Annotated in this window: 13 protein-coding genes and 2 tRNA genes; 9 read left to right on the top strand and 6 right to left on the bottom strand. The window is 38.3% G+C overall.

The window, feature by feature from the left end:
* Positions 1-43 precede the first annotated feature (43 nt).
* Positions 44-838, top strand: a complete 795-nt coding sequence (locus tag ACKWBX_RS04200; protein ID WP_413967400.1) for a DUF2797 domain-containing protein — start codon at positions 44-46, stop codon at positions 836-838.
* Here ACKWBX_RS04200 and ACKWBX_RS04195 read toward each other — a convergent pair.
* Genes ACKWBX_RS04195 through sppA form a run of 3 tightly spaced genes read right to left on the bottom strand, consistent with a single transcriptional unit; the run spans position 835 to position 6086 of the window.
* Positions 835-3567, bottom strand: a complete 2733-nt coding sequence (locus ACKWBX_RS04195; RefSeq protein WP_413967399.1) for an AsmA-like C-terminal region-containing protein — start codon at positions 3565-3567, stop codon at positions 835-837. The two genes, ACKWBX_RS04200 and ACKWBX_RS04195, sit on opposite strands and share 4 nt — an antisense overlap.
* A 44-nt stretch (positions 3568-3611) precedes the next feature.
* Positions 3612-4322 carry a queuosine precursor transporter gene (locus tag ACKWBX_RS04190; protein ID WP_413967398.1) on the bottom strand — a complete coding sequence of 237 codons (711 nt, stop codon included), beginning with the start codon at positions 4320-4322 and terminating at the stop codon, positions 3612-3614.
* 3 nt (positions 4323-4325) lie between these two features.
* On the bottom strand, positions 4326-6086 hold the full coding sequence (sppA, locus tag ACKWBX_RS04185; RefSeq protein ID WP_413967397.1) for a signal peptide peptidase SppA: 1761 nt from the start codon (positions 6084-6086) through the stop codon (positions 4326-4328).
* Positions 6087-6155: 69 nt separating this feature from the next.
* Here sppA and folK point away from each other — a divergent pair, with 69 nt between their 5' ends.
* Positions 6156-7301: a 2-amino-4-hydroxy-6-hydroxymethyldihydropteridine diphosphokinase gene (folK, locus tag ACKWBX_RS04180; protein ID WP_413967396.1), complete on the top strand. Its 1146-nt coding sequence runs from the start codon at positions 6156-6158 to the stop codon at positions 7299-7301.
* A gap of 98 nt (positions 7302-7399) precedes the next feature.
* Here folK and ACKWBX_RS04175 read toward each other — a convergent pair whose 3' ends face one another.
* Positions 7400-7945 carry an RNA methyltransferase gene (locus ACKWBX_RS04175; RefSeq protein WP_413967395.1) on the bottom strand — a complete coding sequence of 182 codons (546 nt, stop codon included), beginning with the start codon at positions 7943-7945 and terminating at the stop codon, positions 7400-7402.
* A 139-nt stretch (positions 7946-8084) separates the two neighbouring features.
* Between ACKWBX_RS04175 and mutS the strand changes: the two genes are divergently transcribed.
* From mutS to ACKWBX_RS04160, 3 genes are all read left to right on the top strand, one after another.
* Positions 8085-10688 carry a DNA mismatch repair protein MutS gene (mutS, locus tag ACKWBX_RS04170; protein WP_413967394.1) on the top strand — a complete coding sequence of 868 codons (2604 nt, stop codon included), beginning with the start codon at positions 8085-8087 and terminating at the stop codon, positions 10686-10688.
* A gap of 101 nt (positions 10689-10789) precedes the next feature.
* A tRNA-Gly gene (locus tag ACKWBX_RS04165) sits at positions 10790-10862 on the top strand.
* A 50-nt stretch (positions 10863-10912) separates the two neighbouring features.
* A tRNA-Leu gene (locus tag ACKWBX_RS04160) sits at positions 10913-10996 on the top strand.
* A 110-nt stretch (positions 10997-11106) separates the two neighbouring features.
* Here the strand turns inward: ACKWBX_RS04160 and ACKWBX_RS04155 are convergent.
* On the bottom strand, positions 11107-11505 hold the full coding sequence (locus tag ACKWBX_RS04155; RefSeq protein ID WP_413967393.1) for a hypothetical protein: 399 nt from the start codon (positions 11503-11505) through the stop codon (positions 11107-11109).
* A 92-nt stretch (positions 11506-11597) separates the two neighbouring features.
* Here ACKWBX_RS04155 and ACKWBX_RS04150 point away from each other — a divergent pair, with 92 nt between their 5' ends.
* Together ACKWBX_RS04150 and xerA are read left to right on the top strand one after the other, a co-directional pair.
* The gene (locus tag ACKWBX_RS04150) at positions 11598-11840 is read left to right on the top strand and encodes a hypothetical protein (protein WP_413967392.1); all 243 of its coding nucleotides are present in this window, start codon (positions 11598-11600) and stop codon (positions 11838-11840) included.
* Positions 11804-12724 carry a site-specific tyrosine recombinase/integron integrase gene (gene xerA / locus ACKWBX_RS04145; protein ID WP_413967391.1) on the top strand — a complete coding sequence of 307 codons (921 nt, stop codon included), beginning with the start codon at positions 11804-11806 and terminating at the stop codon, positions 12722-12724. Before ACKWBX_RS04150 ends, xerA begins: the two co-directional genes overlap by 37 nt.
* A gap of 343 nt (positions 12725-13067) precedes the next feature.
* Here xerA and ACKWBX_RS04140 read toward each other — a convergent pair whose 3' ends face one another.
* Positions 13068-13379, bottom strand: coding sequence for a hypothetical protein (locus ACKWBX_RS04140; RefSeq protein WP_413967390.1), 312 nt, complete (start codon positions 13377-13379; stop codon positions 13068-13070).
* Between the two features lie 582 nt (positions 13380-13961).
* Here ACKWBX_RS04140 and ACKWBX_RS04135 point away from each other — a divergent pair.
* Positions 13962-14576 carry a hypothetical protein gene (locus ACKWBX_RS04135; RefSeq protein WP_413967389.1) on the top strand — a complete coding sequence of 205 codons (615 nt, stop codon included), beginning with the start codon at positions 13962-13964 and terminating at the stop codon, positions 14574-14576.
* Positions 14577-15264: 688 nt separating this feature from the next.
* Positions 15265-16461, top strand: coding sequence for an alpha/beta fold hydrolase (locus ACKWBX_RS04130; RefSeq protein ID WP_413967388.1), 1197 nt, complete (start codon positions 15265-15267; stop codon positions 16459-16461).
* Positions 16462-16524 lie beyond the last annotated feature (63 nt).

Below are 16524 nucleotides of genomic sequence, written 5' to 3'. Positions count from 1 at the left end.
TATACCCATCATTTTCAAATTGAACCAATATTTACCGTCACCTATGCAATACGAAGGGGTATTACGAAAAATGCAGACCGAAATAGGAAGCCCGATCCAGTATTATCTTGTTTTTGAAGCTGACTTTCTGAACGTGAACCAAGTTTTGGACAAGACGATAAAAATCGATTTAAAAAAATTTCAATGTTTAAATTGTGGAAATGACAGACCTATCTATCGCCAAGGTTTCTGCAAAACCTGTTTTTTTGAGATTCCTTCCGCTGGGGATTGGATTATGCGGCCTGAATTAAGTACGGCACATTTGGACAAAGAAGACCGAGATCTGGCATATGAAAAAAAAGTACAGCTACAACCCCACATCGTCTATTTGGCAAATTCCAGCAACATTAAAGTTGGAGTTACCAGAAAGACCCAAGTACCAACACGGTGGATCGATCAAGGAGCACATGAGGCCATAGAAATTGTAGAAGTGCCCAACCGTTATTTGGCAGGAATCACGGAAGTTGCCCTGAAAGACCACATTGGTGATAAAACCAATTGGCGGAAAATGTTGACCAACACCGTGGATGATGAGGATTTAGAAACATGGCGCAATAAATTAAAACCATATATCCCAGAGGAAGCAGCTCCTTATTTCATTGAAAACAATGCCGAGACCAATCTGGAATATCCCGTACTCAGATATCCTGAAAAAGTAAAGAGCCTAAACTTGGACAAAACTCCAAATTTTGAAGGCAGACTAAAAGGAATAAAAGGGCAGTACCTCATTTTTGAGGATAATACAGTATTTAATGTGAGAGGCAGTGAGGGATACTACGTAGGGTTGAGTATTCATTAATTGCTTGAATCTTTCTTCGTCTTAGCTGTGTCTTTCTTTTTATTCCTATTGAGAAGACCACCCAAAATATCCTTAGCCTTCTCCTTTACTGTATCTTCTTCCTTTTTTACAGGTATGGAGTCCACCGTTGTAGAATCTTTTTTATTCTTTCCGAGAATACCCCCTAAAACATCTTTGACGGCATCTTTTGTAGGGTCTTTTGTGGCCGTAGAATCCTTTTTATCCCCTTTTAATATATCCCCGATCAAATCTTTGGCCTTATCCTTTCCTTTGTTCAGCAATTTTTGTTTTTGAATTTCAACCAATTGATTGGTCAATCCCTTAATGCCAGAGGTCAAATCCGTTGTTACTTCCGGGCTATTGTACATTCCTCCAATGTTTGCGGTTACTGGAATGGTCAAATCCTGTAACTCTGCATCATCGATTTTTGCAATAAGATTATTCACTTCTTTCCCCAGATATTTGGCCGGCACTTGCATGGTTGCTTTATAATTCATTTTACTATCGAACGTATGGCCTCCATCAACACTGATTACAATATCCCTATAATTAATATTGAAGGGTTTAACGGAAACCAAACCGTCCTTAAAACTTAGTTTTGTTTTAAGTTCCTTCAGGTTTAATTCATCCAGATTGATAAAATCCAACTTGGAATCCAGAGCAGAAAGTATTGGCGAACTATCTGGGCTAATTTCCCTCGTTAATACATTGGCCAGCACATCTCCCGTTAAAGAGAGCAGATCCGGGCTAAAATCATTGGTCAGATTTCCTGCGAGGGAAATATCGGAACTAAATTTTCCCTTTAATACTTTGGCTACTGGCGCCAGTACTTTAAAAAGTTCCAAAGACTTGAAAGTCTCTCCTATCTGCAGCTGGTCCATTCCCAATTTCATGGCAAAAGTGGGCGTTTCATTTTTGGTGGAGACTTCTCCGTTAAAAGCCACTTTACCATCAAACAAAGACGAGGTCATATTACTTAGAATGGCCTTTTCATCCTTGATCCTCAAAGTTCCCTTTACATTTTTTAGATTGATGTTGTCATAGATTACCGTATTGGCATTTGCGGTGAAATTAGCATCCAAAAAAGACGGAATCTTTATTTGCTCCTCAGCTGTTTCACCGGTGCTTTTTTCCTCATTTCCCGTAGTCTCATTTCCTTCTTCTGTCATAAAATCATTCAGCGCAAACACATTGGAGTTTAAATTGAAGTTCCCCTTAACTTTTTCATTATTAAAGAGGTACCCTAAGAAATTGGAAATGGTCCCGGAAACATCAAAATCGGTTTTACCTGTGGTTCCGTTCAATTTATTGAGCGTAACGGTTTTAGGATTAAAGGTCAAGGCAGTGGTCTTAATCACAACAGGATTAGGAATTTCGGCAGCCGCATATTCAAAATCCTGAACGTCCATACTACCGGAGGTTGCCGTATTTTCATATTGCTTTTTCTCTATGGAAGCCATGTCAAAAGCGGTGTTAATATCCGCGTTCAACTTTCCCTTGAGTTTCATATCTGCCGGTACGGGATAGGCTTGAGATATATTGGCCAGATTCATTTTTCCGTCCACATGTGCCTTCACCTTAGTGTTGCCCAACAATTCCGTAATCTTTGAGGTCATATTAAATTTGTCCTCATCGATCTTAAAAGATAGTTTTTCTATGGCTACGAAAGTATCTTCGGCAATTCCCGTTGTATTGTTCACCTCAACATCAATAAAAACATTGCTTACGGCTTTCGGCAGGTCCGGATATTTGAAAGATGCGTTATCCGAATTGATCTTAATATTGAATTTTGGAATATGGGTTTCATCTACCACTCCATTGAACTTACCTTCCAAAATAAAATTCCCGGTAGTTTTTACGTTTTCAATATTTTTAGAGTAGGTTTCCGGAATCACGGCTAAGAAATTCTTGAAATCCGAGGATGGTGTTTTGAAATTGATGTCTATCTCTTGACTTTCTTCCATCACCTTCACAAAACCTTCAAAAACAAGAGGCAATTGATTCACCACCGCCTCGTTCTCCAAAAAAGAATATTTATTTTCATTTAAATCGATGCCAATAAGCGCGTTCAGCTTTACTTTGTTCTTATTCAAATAGTTAACACTATCCATCTCAAAGGAGACCAACGCATCGGTATGAGTGTCCAATTCAGAATTTGCCAAGGACAGATCTCCCTTACCTTCATGGTTCATATCCAAAATTTCCAGATGAATGCCCGTTGAGAAATCATCATATTTGATGATGGACTCCTTGATTTCGTAAGATTCCATATTGAATGAAAATCCGTCGGTCGACCCCGATTCTGTTTCAGTATTGCCCGAGCTTTCCTTGGCAATGTCATAGTTTGCATTTTCTTCCTCATCCAATTTAATATGCAATAAAGCTTTATCCACATTAAATCTTGAAATAGAAATAGGTTCTCCCTGACCTTTAAAAAGCTCCATAATCCCCATTTGCAACGCTACATTATCCGCAGCGAACAAAGTATCGCCAGCGAACGGTTCTTTGTTGACAAGGCTTACGTTCTCCAAACTCACGGAAGCATTGGGAAAACTACTCAGAAGACTCAGATTAGCCTCGGAAAAATCAAGTGTAGCATTGACGTTATTATTGACATTGTTTTTGAGAATATCACCGATCTTGGACTCCAAAAAAAACGGAACCGCAACAAGCAATAACAACACCAACAAAAATATACCTCCAACAATTCTTAGTATCTTCTTTTTCATACGTTTGTACGATTTTTCTTTAAAACTTTTATTTCCGTATATTATTATGCGTCCAAGTCAATTTCTTGACCAATGGCCAATTTGAACCTTTTTCTCAAAAGATATACGAAGAGATACAAAAAAGGGGTGTCAATAAATGCTATTATTATCTTAAAAATGAAACCGCTGATGACAAGTCCCGTGAATCTCTCCCAAGGAATCTCTCCAAAAGAGCATAATAATACTACTACCGTAAATGTATCTATCAATTGGGATGAAAAAGTAGAAAAGTTATTCCTTAGCCATAGGTATTTGCCCTTGGTCAGATTTTTCCAAAAGTGATAAATTTGAATGTCTACGAACTGCGCCAGCAAATAGGCCATCATAGAAGCGAAAACAGCGATAATCGTATTCCCAAAGACCGAGGTGAACAATGAATCCGACACCGGTGACCAGGACGTGGCGGGCGCTGCGTTAGAAGTATATACGATAGCCAAGGAAAATACAGATGCAAATATCCCTGCAACCACAATTTGGTTCGCCTTTTTCTTTCCAAAGATTTCTGAAATTAAATCCGTAATCAAAAATGTGATAGGATAAGGGAGGATGCCCACTGAAATCTCGAATAACGGGGCCCCGAATATAGAAACCTCACCAAATGGATTCCAGTAAAAGAATTTCTGAAAAATAAGATTGGATACTACTAGCGAGGTAATGAACAACGCCCCAAGGTACAGGTAAATTTTGCGTGCAAGCAGCCTATCCGTTTGCGTCATAAATTACTTAATGTTCAATGAGAAGGGCATTCTGGCCTGTATTCCTTTTTGTTGTGTAGCATTTTTAACCTCTTTCCACAACATGTAGGTTTCCTCTCCAATTTCCTCACGGATTACATGCTGTTTTGCCTTTGCACTGGCACCGCCCAAATCTTCCATAAATTGTTCAAAAGCCGATTTGTACTTTGGATATTTCTTTATTCCGTAATCGCCAAGTTCTGCCATTTTAGCCGCCTCGGCAATAGCATCTTCCAAATTGCCCAGTTCGTCCACAAGTCCATAACGCTTGGCATCTACCCCACTCCATACACGTCCTTGCGCAACTTCATCCACCTCATCTATAGTCATGTCCCTCCCTTGGGAAACACGCTGTAAAAAAGTTTGATAGGTCTGTTCTATACCTTCCTTTATTACTTCCCTGAAATTATCGGACATCGGCTCGAACAAAGAATAATCCACAGAATTCGTATTGGTCCCTACTTGTTCCGCATTGATACCGATATCCTTTGCCAGTTCGCTTATATTGGGGACCGTACCAAAAACACCTATGGAACCCGTAATCGTAGTAGGTTCGGCAAAAATCTTATCCGCACCCGCAGCAATATAATACCCCCCAGAAGCGGCCACGTTCCCCATTGAGACCACTACGGGCTTCGTTTCTTTCAAAAGTTCTACCTCTCGCCAAATAATATCCGAGGTCAACGCACTACCACCGGGGGAATTTACCCGCAAGACCACCGCCTTTACATTTTCGTCCTCACGCACTTTTATCAGGGCATCGTTAATAATTCCTTGTCCAATAATATCCGGGCCTCCTTCTCCGTAGAAAATTTCGCCCTGTGCAAAAACTACCGCTATTTTATCTCCCCCGGATTGCAGTACCTTTTTGTTGGAATACTTGGTATATTCATCCAAAGAGACGTATTCCAAATCCTTCCGATTCTCTTTTCCGACCCTACCGGCCAATTTAGCCTCATATTCATCATAAAAAACAATATCGTCTATAAGTCCCGAGCGTTTGGCCATCTTCGGGGAACGGCCCCCTAAAGTATCCGCAATACGGTTCAAATCTGTTTCAGAAATACCCCTTCCCGTAGCAATATCGCTTACCATGGAATTCCATAGCGACTGTATCAATTCCTTGATTTGGGTCCTATTGGATTCGCTCATCTCGTTTTCCAAATAAGGCTCTACCGCACTTTTATATTTCCCATGCCTTATTACCTCCATCTTTACACCGGTCTTCTCCTGTAATTCCTTGAAGAAAAGCACCTCACTGGAAAGTCCCTTAAAATCCATGGCACCTACCGGGTTCATAAAGATTGAATCCGATACACTTGCCAAATAATAATCTTTTTGCATATAAAAATCCGAATACGTGTAGATGAACTTATCCGCTTTTTTGAAATCCTCCAGAGCTTTTCTGATTGCCTGTACCTGCGCCAGACCGGCAATTACAAAATTATTATTGATGCTGATGCCCTTGATGCGTTCATCATCCTTGGCAACGGCTATGGCATGTAAAATTTCGTCCAGCCCTTGTGATTCCTCGAACAAACCTCCAAAAGGATTTAAATCGTTCTTACCCGTGTAATCCGCAATGGGCCTTTGCAATTGAAGCTCCAATATAGAATTATTTTTTACCGACACCTTATCCTCACCGGAGCCCAATAGGCTTGCGAAGATGAAAAACATGATAAAAAGGATACCAAAAGCGAATAGACAGCCCAAGATAGCCGCCAAAAAGTTTCGTAAAAAGTTCACTGATCTGCAATTTTTATTTGACCGTAAAGATAACTAAAGTGAAATTGTTTTATTTATTTTGTTTCCAATATGGCCAAGAAGCAATCCGCTTATCTATCTATTGGAAGTAACGAGGGTATCCGAAAATTGAACCTACAGAAATCAGTTTTTTTAATTGATGAGCGATTGGGCAATGTTATCGGTGCTTCCGGACTTTACGAGTCACCCGCTTGGGGCTTTGAAGGGGAAGATTTTCTGAATGCCTGTATTTTACTTAAGACCGATAAATCGCCACAAGAACTGCTTGCCGAGTTGCTGAAAATAGAACGGGAAATGGGCCGTGAGCGCGCTGCTTCGGGGGGATATACCAATAGAACAATAGATTTGGATATTATCTATTATGGAAAAGAGGTTTTAGAAACCGATGACCTAAAAGTTCCCCATCCGCAAATGCAAAATCGTAGGTTTGTCCTAAAACCCCTGGCGGATATCGCCCCACAATTTTATCATCCAAAATTAGAAAAAGATACAAGAAACCTATTACAGGAATGCCCGGATAAAACAAAGCTCGTCAAAACCTTAAATAAGTTATACAGGAACAAATATGAATTATTCTCCTCTATGGAATTTATCACTATAGAAGGAAACATTGGTGCCGGGAAAACAACGCTGGCCCATAAAATAGCAGAAGATTTTAATGCCAAGTTGATCTTGGAACGCTTTGCGGACAACCCCTTTTTACCAAATTTCTACGAAGATCAGGCCCGCTTCGCATTTCCTTTGGAAATGTCCTTTTTGGCGGACCGCTATCAGCAGTTTACCGATGATACCAGCCAATTTGATCTTTTCAAGAATTTTATGATCAGTGACTACGATATTTATAAATCGCTCATTTTTGCCAAGGTAACACTACAAAAACAAGAGTTTGAATTGTACCGAAAGGTTTTTAGCTTTATGTACAAAGAAGTAAAAAAGCCAAAAATTTATGTGTATCTGTATCAGACAACTGAAAGACTTTTAGAAAATATCAAAAAAAGAGGACGCGATTATGAACAGAATATCGCTCCTGAATATCTGGAGGATATCAACAGGGGTTATTTTGATTATTTGAAGACCTATCCAAAAGAAAATCAGCTTGTTATTGATATTACCGAACATGATTTTGTAAATAAAAAAAACGATTATGCAACGGTTTTGGAGCAGATTGAGGATTTCGCCATACTGCATCATGCTTAACACAAATTTGGCAATTTTCTTGCACAGAACAAATGTATTTACGTTATTGTGGAAGTAACAGTAAACTAACTAACTCAAACTTTACATAAAAACCTGGCCTAGGCCAGGTTTTTTATTGCATTCAATTTTACCCAAAAATCCCAAACAACCACACCTGCACTTACCGAAATATTTAAACTATGCTTGGTCCCGAACTGAGGAATTTCTACAACAGCGTCACAGGCCGAAACGACCTCTTGAGCAACCCCTTTTACTTCATTCCCGAAAACAAGCACATAGGTTTTATCGGCATCCAGTTCAAATTTATTTAACATGGTGGCCCTTTCCGCCTGTTCAACAGCTATGGTATAACAACCTTTGGACTTTAGCTCTTGTACGAGTTCCAAGGTGTTTTCCGCATACTCCCAATCCATGCTTTCGGTTGCCCCCAAAGCCGTTTTATGAATATCCTTATGCGGTGGCCGGGCCGTTATGCCACAGAGGTAAATCTTTTCGATTAAAAAAGCATCGGCAGTTCTAAAAACAGCACCAATATTGTTCAAACTTCTAATATTGTCCAACACAATGATAACCGGTGTTTTTGCCATCTGTTTAAAGGCGACAACATCCAATCTGTCCAATTCCTCGTTTTGTAACTTTCTCATAGAATACTTTTCAACTATCGGCCCTAAATATCAACAAAAATTCAAATGCCATTGGGAAAGATATATATTCGTTTTGTACAGCAAAAATAAGTAGATAAAAAACGTGGCCGGCAAGACAAAAAAAAAGGTGACTCCCTTAATGCAACAATACAATACCATCAAGATCAAGTATCCTGATGCAATGTTATTGTTTAGAGTGGGCGATTTTTATGAAACCTTTGGGGAAGATGCAGTAAAAGCTTCCAAAATATTGGGTATTATCCTCACGCACAGAAATAATGGCGGAGATAGAACGGAACTAGCCGGGTTTCCCCATCATTCTTTAAATACTTATCTACCCAAATTGGTAAGGGCCGGACAACGGGTCGCTATTTGCGACCAACTGGAAGACCCAAAACAAACCAAGACCATAGTCAAAAGGGGGGTTACGGAACTGGTGACCCCAGGAGTGGCCCTGAACGATGATATTTTGTCCGCAAAGCGCAATAATTTTCTTTGTGCCGTGCATTTTGGTCGAAAAAAACTGGGCGTTGCATTTGTTGATATATCCACAGGGGAGTTTTTGACTTCGGAAGGCAATGAGGAACAGATCGATAAATTGCTTCAGAATTTTGCCCCCAACGAAATCCTAATTTCAAAAAATCACAAAAAAGAATTTACCGAGTTGTTCGGTTCGCAATTCCACACATTTTATATGGAAGATTGGGTCTTTCAAGAAGATTATGCCCTAGAGAACCTAACCAACCATTTTAAGACCAACACACTCAAAGGTTTCGGTGTAGACCACCTTACCCATGGCATCATTGCTTCCGGAGTGGTACTTCATTATTTATCCGAAACGCAACATAGACAGTTGCGGCATATTAACAAACTGCAAAGAATAGCGGAAGACGAGTACATCTGGATGGATCGTTTCACGATTAAAAACCTGGAACTTTACCACTCTACCCACGTGAACGCCGTGACTTTATTGGACGTGATCGACCGTACTATTTCTCCCATGGGAGGGCGTATGATAAAAAGATGGTTGGCATTACCCCTTAAAAATGTCCAGAAAATAAGAAATAGGCACGAAGCCGTTCTGCATTTTACCGAAAACGAGGAACTGCTTGAAAAACTGCAAGGCTGTATCCGTAATATGGGAGACTTGGAACGTCTCATTTCCAAGGTTTCCACTGGAAAAGTAAATCCGAAGGAAGTAGTGCAGCTAAAAAATTCCATGGAGGCCATTGTTCCTGTAAAGCAATTTATTTCCAGCTCAAAAAATGAAGCATTGGCCCTTATAGGGGACCAATTGCAATCCTGTGACATGCTGCGCGCCAAAATAAAGGAGATGCTCAACGAAGAGGCTCCCGTCAATATTTTAAAAGGGAACGCTATAGCCCCCGGTTTTTCGGAAGAATTGGATGAGTTAAGGGGATTGGCATCCTCGGGCAAAGACTACCTTAATAAAATGCTGGAAAGGGAAACTACCGCAACCGGTATTACGTCGTTAAAAATAGCATCGAACAATGTTTTTGGTTACTATATTGAAGTACGAAATACGCACAAGGACAAAGTACCGGAAACCTGGATTCGCAAGCAAACACTCGTAAATGCCGAGCGCTACATTACCGAAGAATTAAAAGAATACGAAGCTAAAATTTTAGGTGCCGAAGACCGTATTCTTTCCCTTGAACAGCAACTTTTTTCGCAATTGGTGGTATGGATGCAAGAGTATATTGCTCCTGTTCAGAACAATGCCAACCTCATTGCGCAATTGGATTGTCTTTGCGGTTTTGCGCAATTGGCAAAAGAGAACAACTACGTTGCTCCGGAACTCAACGATTCAACCGATATTGATATCAAAAACGGAAGGCATCCGGTTATTGAAAAACAACTGCCATTAGGGGAAAGCTACATAGCTAACGATGTACAGCTAGATCGGTCACAACAGCAGATTATAATGATTACGGGGCCCAATATGAGTGGTAAATCTGCCATATTACGGCAAACCGCGCTCATTGTGCTACTTGCCCAAATGGGTAGTTTTGTGCCAGCCGAATCTGCGAAAATAGGATATGTGGACAAGATTTTTACCCGTGTGGGTGCCAGTGACAATATTTCTATGGGAGAATCTACCTTTATGGTAGAGATGAACGAGACTGCCTCCATTTTGAACAACCTCTCCGAACGCAGTTTGGTACTTCTTGATGAAATTGGTCGAGGAACCAGTACTTATGACGGAATTTCGATTGCTTGGGCCATCTCCGAATACTTGCATGAGCATCCGGCAAGAGCGAAAACGCTTTTTGCCACACATTATCATGAACTTAATAAAATGAGCGATACGTTCAATAGGATCAAAAATTTCAACGTATCCGTAAAGGAATTAAAAGACACAGTTTTGTTTCTGCGTAAACTAACTCCCGGTGGAAGCGAACATAGCTTTGGAATACATGTGGCAAAAATGGCGGGGATGCCGCAACAAGTGATACGTAAGGCGAACAAAATTCTTGAAAAGATGGAGCAGTCGCATGCCAATGACTCCACAAATGAAAAACTGGATACCGCCCAAAATACCGGCCTGCCGAACGGACAGGAAATGCAACTGAGCTTCTTTAATCTAGACGACCCATTATTGGAAGAAATCAAGGAAGAAATACTCCATTTGGATATTGATACCCTAACACCTGTTGAAGCCTTAATGAAGTTGAACGAAATAAAACGATTGCTTACAAAGAACAAGAAAGCTACTTCTTAACGTCTGATTATTTTTATTTCTTTTGCTAAAATTTACTTTGGATTTTATAGAATTGTATTAAATTTGCGTCCGCATCGGGAAAGATGCACGTTCCTAAACATGCGAAAATAGCTCAGTTGGTAGAGCGCCACCTTGCCAAGGTGGAGGTCGCGGGTTCGAATCCCGTTTTTCGCTCAGAAATTCCTTTCAGCGTTTTGTTCCAATGTCTGTCGTGACATTGTGAGGCTCGAGTGGTGGAATTGGTAGACACGTTGGACTTAAAATCCAATGGACATTAGTCCGTATGGGTTCAAGTCCCATCTCGAGTACAAGGGAGATAGCCGAGGTTTTGCCTCGGCTTTTTCATGTCAAAAAATGACTCAGGTACAACATAGGTACAACATTTCATTTTTCACCAACTTTAACATTTTAAATGGTCCTAATTAGTGCTATTTAGGTTTTTGTCCATATAATCCTGCCAAGTGACCAAAATGTATTTCTCTTTTCCGTTTTCTTCCTTTTTTAAAAAACCGTATTCATAGACGAATAGATAGATGTCATCTTTTTGGTTTTTCCAATAATGTGTAAAGAAATTCGGGTTAAAACCTAGTTCTAAAAGAAGGTTAGTTCGTATTGTTACTTTACCTCCCTTATTATATTCCTTAAGTATCTTCCTATTCAACTTCAGTTGGTTATCCACCTTGTTATAAAACCTATGAGGATTCTGTTTTTCTTTTTTATATTGATAAGCACTTTTACAATGTGAATCGCAAAACTTCTTGTCCGTTCTTCCTTCCAATTCTTTACTACAATGAAAACATTCTTTATGAATTCTCATAACCGATAAATTAAGTGGTATTTATACGTATTCTATTCGATTAAGATACGATTATATCAAATGTAACAGCTACTTTGGTCAAAACTTTCGTTATGAATTCGAATCGCTCTATTACCTTAAAACACTTACTTATCAATAATCGAAAATGTATTGGTCTTCAGTTCAACACAAACAAGGTTGTACAGGCCTTGGTGGATTCCTTACCAAATGTATGCTGGAGTAAGGAATTTGGCATGTACTATATACCCAACAATAAAAACAATCTAGAGTTGGTATTTAAAACATTTCGTGGAGTGGCTTGGGTAAATGGAAATTATTTTTTGCCGAACGCATAGTTAATAGGGATAATCCTGAGGTAAATCTGGAAAAAATCAGAAATCGACCAGTAAAAAAAGGCTATAAAAACTGTCCGGAAGAGTACTTGCTTAAACTCGAACTAAAGCGTTATGCGGAAAGTACCATTCGCAATTATGTTTCTTGCTTCGAAGCTTTCATAAATCATTATTACGATACAGACCCAACAGATCTTAATGAAATGGATGTTCGGAATTATTTGCAAAAATTGATTCAGGAGAAAAAATCGAACTCCTATATAAACTTAGCTGTAAACAGCATCAAATTTTTCTACGAGATAGTTTTAGGCATGCCCAATAGATTCTATTCTATTGAAAGACCCCGAAAACAGAATCCACTACCTAAGGTTCTATCAAAAGAAGAAGTCATCAGTATCATGGAGTGTACCAATAATATAAAACATAAATGCATTATAGGACTTCTCTACTCATCTGGACTTCGTCGTGGGGAGCTTTTGAATCTGTTGGTAACCGATATCGATAGTAAAAGAATGATGATTAATATTAAAAATGCCAAAGGGAATAAGGACCGGTATAGTGTTCTTAGCCCAAGCATTCTTAAAGATTTACAAAAGTATTACAAGGAGTATAGACCAAGCAAATACCTTTTTGAAGGAGCAAAAAGAGGCAAATATAGCGGTACAAGTGTATTGAATATTGTTGATGTGGCAGCAAAAAAAGCTGGTATTCTGCGAAAAGTAACTCCGCATATGTTAAGGCATAGTTTTGCCACCCATCTTTTAGAGAATGGAACAGACATTAGACACATTCAATTACTTCTGGGACATAGCTCTACCAAAACCACAGAAATATACACCCATGTTGCAGACAGATCATTTATGGACATCAAAGATTTATTATCTTAGTGTGCACATAAGTAGGATAGCATCAATGATGCTATCCAATTGTTGCCAACAATTAATCTCGTGGCTCAATAAACTGTGTTTTAGCTATAAAGTCTGACTTGCTAAACTTAAAAAAGTAACAAAAAAGCTCAACTTAATTCTGACATAAATTCTATATATAAATCTGACGAGCGCTAAATAAAAATTGACGTAAATAAGCTGAACTTTATACTGATTTTGACTTAAACTGCACTTAAAAAAGAAAACTATAATTTGACGTGCGCTAAAAAATAATTTGACAACTAAGCTCTAAATAATTCTGACGAAACGCTGTAAAGCATTATAAATACTGAATTTTAAAATGTTAGTTCAAAAAGAAAACTGTTGGCAACAAGGTGTATAATTTATGCGGGGTTTGGGCGTGTCCGATGTGCGGCGTTGATTTTTTGCGTCGGCAATACTTTTTATTAGTATTTTTAGTAAAAATTAAAAAACTAAACAAAGTATTGCCTTGTGCTACTGCCGAAATGCGCTGCATTTCTGCCCGCACAAAATCATACACGACACCGTTGTAATCAATAGCTAAAATAAAATGCCAAGTAAGAGTGTAATTATCTTCACAGCTATTTATTTGATAATTAATTCTGTGATTTTTTATATGAGTTTTAATAATCAACTTTCAACTTATTGGAGTTTCAATATTATACTTTCATTACTTTTCACAGGTATTTTTGGAGCAAAGATTAACTTATATCTATCATTAATCTATTTGGCGTTGAGTACTGTTGTTTTTTACGGTTTGGCTAACGCTGCTAAAAGAAAATTTGAAATCGGAATTTTATTAGTTCTGGGAATTGCTATTACTATTCCTATTCTAAATGCGAATGGAATCTAGTATTCAATGGACTTTTTAGCAAGTTTGTGCAAATGGACCTTACTCAAACGCAACTGTTGCGCAGATGGACTTTACTCAGATGGAAAAAATATGGAAACGCAATCGTTAGTGCTTACTCAAACGTGTCGCTACTGATTACAACAAAGCCTATAATTAATACGGACTTCGGGTTTTACGCCAAGGTCTGTGTATATTTATGAGGTCGCAAAATCTTTGGGATTTTGCTTTGGAACAAAAAAAGAAAAAACAAAACCAAAAGCTTTTGCTTAGCGCGTAGCTGGAAATCCGTCGGATTTCTGCGCCGCACTAATCATAGCCCAGCCGTTGTGGTGCATTTAATTCGACTATTTTCAATTCTTAAACATGACCAAGGAAAGCCGAAAAAGAAAAAACAGAACAAGAATCGGTAAACTCTTATCGGAATCGGCCTTGATTGTTTTTAGCGTCCTATTGGCCCTGTTCATTAGCGAATGGAGAAATGACTACAATGAAAACAAACAGACACAAGTAATCATAAAAAACATCAGAGAAGAAATATCCGAGAATCAAAAATTTCTTGAAACTTACATACCTTATCACGAGCAAGTCAAAAAGAGAATCAATCAAGCCTATGTCCAAGATTCACTGGAGACAACATTCTTTTCAGATAAAAGTTTTGATATCAGTAATGTTGCGCCGAACGGAATACTTCAAGATAGATTGAACAACATTGTTTGGACAGTAGCTAAGGCAGATAAAATAACGAATAGAATACCGCTGCAGGAATCCAAGATTTTATACGAAATTTATGACCAACAGAACACTGTAAACAAAACGGTTGAAAGAATAATAGCCTTCTTAAGTTCAAGGGAAATCCATAGAAAGGAATCTTTGGATGAAAGTGTGATTGTATTAAGAACTTTGTTCAATGAATTGGTCGGACAAGAAAAATACTTGAACTACCAATATGAAAATGCTTTAAAGGAACTTAAAAACTAAAACCTTGAAAAATGAAAAGTCAATAATACCGATCAAACTCAGATATTATAATAAAATGATTCAAAGTATACCAAACAAATCAAGGATTGAGTAGAATATTGAAACATTTTGGAGGAAAAAACGCACCACAACAATGGCTATAGTTAATTGCTTAATTTTCAATAAAATAAAACCTCCTGTCACGTATAGAAACCCGAGAAAACTGAAAAATAAAACCCATCGAAACCGCAACTAATCATAGCCGAAGCCGATGATGTCGAATACGCCTGCGGCGTACTTTTGTTGCACTGCTAACGCAGCTACCGCACCAAAAGCGGGTCGACATCATCGCCGCGCTATGCCGGATCGCCAAAATCCGTAGGACAAGGGTCCCTTTTGCCAATATCGCCGCAACGGCTCCATTACTCGACATATCAATCGCTATATGCAATCCGGTTCGGCTAATTTTAATCCCAATACCGCAAAATCCCAAGGCTTCACGGCCTGCCAAGCAGGCCTGGCCGGGAACCATAACGAAAGACTAAGCGGAGGAACCTTTCTCTCGTTATGGTTTTACAGGATTTCGCTATATTTCCTTAAAATTAGCCGGACTGCACATAGCGCGGCGTTGGGCATAATTTCGAAAAAGCCAATAAAAGTAAACTATTGAGAATTGAAAACTGGAAAATCAATATAGATATCACTTTAAATGAAACCAACAACAAAATATGCAAAAAACAACAACATTAATATTGCATATCAAGTAATAGGGCAAGGTCCTGTTGACCTTGTTTTTGTCCCTGGTTGGGTTTCTAATATCGATATGATGTGGATAGATTCTAAACTATCTAATTTCTTAACTCATCTTTCAAAATTTTCGAGACTTATTTTGTTTGATAAAAGAGGTACTGGACTTTCAGATAGAGTAAACCCACTATGTACCCTTAATGAAAGAATGGAGGATATTTTAAGCGTAATGCGTGTGTCTGGAAGTAAAAAAGCCATATTTTTTGGCCATTCTGAAGGAGGAACAATCGCCAGTCTTTTTGCTGCTACGTACCCAGAGCGTACAATTTCTCTAATAACATTTGGAGCTTTTGCAAAAAGAAAATATTCTAAAGATTATCCTTGGGCTCCTAAACCAAAGGAGCGTCAAGTTTTCTATGACACCATTGAAAAAGAATGGGGAAATGGACAAAAGATGGGCTTAGAATACATTATGCCTTCAATGGAAAATGATACTTATTATTATAATTGGTTTGCAAGTTATTTACGCTCTGCAGCTAGTCCTAGAGCTGCATTAGCTCTCGCTAAAATGAATACTGAATCGGATATTACTGAAATTTTAAATAAGATAAACGTACCTACACTTATCCTTCATAGAAAAAATGATATTGATGTAAATGTAGAAGAAGCAAAGTATATTACATTCCGAATTCCGAATTCAAAATTGGTTGAGCTATCTGGAATTGACCATTGCTTTTGGGTGGGTGACTCATTTTCTGTTATTCAAGAGATTGAGATGTTTATTACCGGAAAAAGAACCATTAGAGAAACCCAAAAAAATTGCTACACAAAAACAACTTACACTAAAACTGATATTGAAAAAATAATGCTCGATAATTTTCAGTACAATCTAAAACTTGAAGAATTTGCAAAACTGTGTGGAAGAAGTTTATCTGTATTTAAAAGAGATTTTAATAGCCACTTTAATATTACACCCTATAAATGGATAAAGATTAAACGTCTGGAATATGCAAAAAAGCTTTTAATTGAAAATGATTTAAACGTAAGCCAAGTATGTTATGAGAGTGGGTTTATAAATAACTCTCATTTTATAAAATCATTTAAAGAAAAATTTAAATTACCTCCACATCAATTCAAGTCCAAAATTAAAAACAATTAATACTTTCGAAAAGGATTTGGACGTTAGAGCATGCTTTTTGGATTTTTAAGCAAGTTAAGAACA

It is taken from the genome of Maribacter algae (genome assembly GCF_047345745.1).
In the GTDB taxonomy this organism is placed as follows: domain Bacteria; phylum Bacteroidota; class Bacteroidia; order Flavobacteriales; family Flavobacteriaceae; genus Maribacter.
Note: the sequence above shows the minus strand (reverse complement) of the source record. Positions and strands in the feature narration are given on the sequence as shown.

What these genes read in the sequence shown, in the direction of transcription:
- ACKWBX_RS04200 (WP_413967400.1), top strand. Translation starts at nt 44, where the DNA reads ATGCAATACGAAGGGGTATTACGAAAAATGCAGACCGAAATAGGAAGC.
- ACKWBX_RS04195 (WP_413967399.1), bottom strand. Translation starts at nt 3,567, where the DNA reads ATGAAAAAGAAGATACTAAGAATTGTTGGAGGTATATTTTTGTTGGTG.
- ACKWBX_RS04190 (WP_413967398.1), bottom strand. Translation starts at nt 4,322, where the DNA reads ATGACGCAAACGGATAGGCTGCTTGCACGCAAAATTTACCTGTACCTT.
- folK (WP_413967396.1), top strand. Translation starts at nt 6,156, where the DNA reads ATGGCCAAGAAGCAATCCGCTTATCTATCTATTGGAAGTAACGAGGGT.
- ACKWBX_RS04175 (WP_413967395.1), bottom strand. Translation starts at nt 7,945, where the DNA reads ATGAGAAAGTTACAAAACGAGGAATTGGACAGATTGGATGTTGTCGCC.
- mutS (WP_413967394.1), top strand. Translation starts at nt 8,085, where the DNA reads ATGCAACAATACAATACCATCAAGATCAAGTATCCTGATGCAATGTTA.
- ACKWBX_RS04155 (WP_413967393.1), bottom strand. Translation starts at nt 11,505, where the DNA reads ATGAGAATTCATAAAGAATGTTTTCATTGTAGTAAAGAATTGGAAGGA.
- ACKWBX_RS04150 (WP_413967392.1), top strand. Translation starts at nt 11,598, where the DNA reads ATGAATTCGAATCGCTCTATTACCTTAAAACACTTACTTATCAATAAT.
- ACKWBX_RS04135 (WP_413967389.1), top strand. Translation starts at nt 13,962, where the DNA reads ATGACCAAGGAAAGCCGAAAAAGAAAAAACAGAACAAGAATCGGTAAA.
- ACKWBX_RS04130 (WP_413967388.1), top strand. Translation starts at nt 15,265, where the DNA reads ATGAAACCAACAACAAAATATGCAAAAAACAACAACATTAATATTGCA.